Origin of the sequence: Candidatus Anoxymicrobium japonicum (assembly GCA_002843005.1) — a bacterium.
GTDB lineage: Bacteria > Actinomycetota > Geothermincolia > Fen-727 > Anoxymicrobiaceae > Anoxymicrobium > Anoxymicrobium japonicum.
In genome coordinates this window covers 1-2,307 of sequence record PHEX01000115.1, presented here as the reverse complement: position 1 = coordinate 2,307, position 2,307 = coordinate 1, and the positions used below count along the sequence as shown (strand labels likewise).

Here is a 2,307-nt window from a genome sequence, read left to right as displayed (position 1 = left end):
AGCGACTTTTAGAAAAAAGACCTGACAGATCAAAAGTTAAACTGACCCCAAAGGAGTTTAAGTTGCGCGTGATAGCGGGAAGCGCCAGAGGCGCTGCGTTGTATGGAGCGAAAGGCCGCAAGCTGCGTCCGGTTCTCGACCGAGTGAAGGAGTCCATGTTCAACCTTCTCTCGGACAGGGTAGAAGACGCGCGCGTGCTCGATCTTTTTGCCGGTGTTGGATCGTTTGGAATCGAGGCATTGAGCCGGGGCGCTCATCGCGCGGATTTTATAGAGCAGCACGCCGCAACCGCGCGCGCGATCAACGAAAATCTCAATCGCGCTCACTTGCAGGATCGTGGCGTTGTCCATGTAGCCAGATTGCCTGGCGGTCTGGCCGCGGCGCGTGGTCTGTATGGTTTGATTTTTATCGATCCCCCATTTAGAATTGATCAACGCTTGCTGGATGTGTTGTTTCGACTCATTTATAACAGGGGGCTTCTCGAAGAGGATGGACTGGCTATCTATCGCTACTCACCACATGGGAACTACAAGCCTCCTGTTGACAAATGGCTGCTGGAAGAGCGGCGTGACTACGGCGATTCGATAGTGTCTATATACAGCCCGGTGAGACGGGATGGCCGAAAAAAAGGGAAGAATCTTGAGCGTAGCAATCTGCCCTGGCACTTTTGATCCGGTGACATGCGGACATCTGGACGTTATTGTCCGGGTCGCGCGGCACTTTGAGAAGATTGTTGTAGCAGTAGCCGTGAACCCCGCCAAGCGTCCGCTCTTCACCGCCGATGAGCGCGTGGCGATGTTGAAGGAGAGCATAGGCGGCGTGAAGAACATTGATGTCATCGCTTTCGATTCACTTCTCATAGATGTTGCGCACGAGCATGGCTCATGTTGCATTGTGAAAGGCCTTCGCGCTATGTCCGACTTTGAGTTCGAGTTTCAGATGGCGCAGCTCAACAGGCAGATGGACGAGAACATCGAGACATTTTTCGTCATGGCGAGTCCGGGGTATACTTACTTGAGCTCGAGCGGGCTCAAAGAGGTAATTTCATATGGTGGCTCTATCAAAGGCCTCGTGCCGGAAATTGTGGAGCGGCGTCTGCGAGCCAGGCTCGTTGGGCGCGGCGCCACCCCCGACGCACTGGAAAAGGAGTAAGCAATGGACATATTTGCTCGCCTGGACAAACTGGAGGACTTCATCGCAAACTCCAAGAGGGTTCCCCTGTCTTCATCGGTCAGGGCCAACGAGGCGGAGTTTTACGATCTGTTGGACGACATCAGGGCGACTTTGCCAAACGAGCTCAAGCAGGCCCGCCTTGTCTCAAGGGAAAAAGACCGCATAATATCTGAGGCGCAGCGCAATGAGGAGGAACTTCTCATCAGGGCGGAGAAGCGCGCCGATGACATGGTTCAACAGACCGAGATAATCAAACAGGCCGAGCTCGAGCGAGACCACATGATAGACGAGGCCGAGGAGGAATCACGCCGGATAGTCTATGACGCCGAGGATGTAGCCGACCGTATTTTTGGAGAGCTCGAAGCGTCCCTCATCGAGGTCAAGGACTCTACAGATGGGATACTCAATCGCATTATCTCCTGGCGCGAAAAGCTTCGGGGCTACGCCGAGGAACCGTTAGAGGAGGAGTACGACGAGCGCGAGGAGTTGTGACGCCGCATAGCGTTCAGTATTTAATCCCCGACCTCAAGATCGATGTTTCAAACGCGCTCCGGCTGATAGGCGACCGTAAAAAAGTCGATGGCAGCGCAAATCTGGATTTGCGTGACGCCTGCGAGATGGAATTTCAACCGGGCGAGAGCGTGCGGTGGTCGCTCGAACTGTGTCGTATAGCAGGCGCCATAGAGATCGCGGGAACTGTGGACGGCTGGGTCGCCATGTTCTGTTATCGCTGTCTCGAGCGATTTCACTTTACATTTTCTGTCACTGTGCGCGAGCACGCGCTTCTGCCGGACAGCGGCAATGTTGACGAAGATGAACAGAGCGCGTTTGACTATGTCGTACGTGATGGGATACTCAACCTCGAGCCGGTTCTCCGCGATTTGATCGCGCTTTCGTTCCCGGCGCGCCGCATCTGTGACGAGGCGTGCAAAGGGCTCTGCGTGAAGTGCGGCGCCAACCTGAATGTCGAACCCTGTAGCTGCAAGTAAGGGGTCAGGCACCGTCTACCTCTCCGTCTACCGCTGCGCGGTAGACGCGGCGGGGGCGGCATTTCAGGCAGAGCAGCCTTGGCTGCCGACCCCAGGAGCCACACCCCCACCACCTGTGTACATAATACTGGTTTGAGGGCTGACC

Annotated in this window: 4 protein-coding genes; all 4 read left to right on the top strand. The window is 55.4% G+C overall.

Annotated features, from left to right (window positions below; translation table 11 throughout):
- Nucleotides 1-62 precede the first annotated feature (62 nt).
- From rsmD to CVT63_08215, 4 genes are read left to right on the top strand one after another with little or no spacing between them, the layout of a single operon-like run.
- Complete coding sequence (gene rsmD / locus CVT63_08230; GenBank protein ID PKQ27398.1) at nucleotides 63-671, top strand: 16S rRNA (guanine(966)-N(2))-methyltransferase RsmD; 609 nt, start codon at nucleotides 63-65, stop codon at nucleotides 669-671.
- Nucleotides 640-1,152, top strand: a complete 513-nt coding sequence (locus tag CVT63_08225; protein ID PKQ27397.1) for a pantetheine-phosphate adenylyltransferase — start codon at nucleotides 640-642, stop codon at nucleotides 1,150-1,152. The genes rsmD and CVT63_08225 overlap by 32 nt, the downstream gene beginning before the upstream one ends.
- A 3-nt stretch (nucleotides 1,153-1,155) precedes the next feature.
- Nucleotides 1,156-1,665 (top strand): hypothetical protein, encoded by a 510-nt coding sequence (locus CVT63_08220; GenBank protein PKQ27396.1) that lies wholly within the window; start codon nucleotides 1,156-1,158, stop codon nucleotides 1,663-1,665.
- Complete coding sequence (locus CVT63_08215) at nucleotides 1,662-2,162, top strand: hypothetical protein (protein PKQ27395.1); 501 nt, start codon at nucleotides 1,662-1,664, stop codon at nucleotides 2,160-2,162. Before CVT63_08220 ends, CVT63_08215 begins: the two co-directional genes overlap by 4 nt.
- Nucleotides 2,163-2,307 lie beyond the last annotated feature (145 nt).

Coding starts and splice junctions, on each gene's coding strand:
- CVT63_08220 (PKQ27396.1), top strand. CDS start 1,156: ATGGACATATTTGCTCGCCTGGACAAACTGGAGGACTTCATCGCAAAC.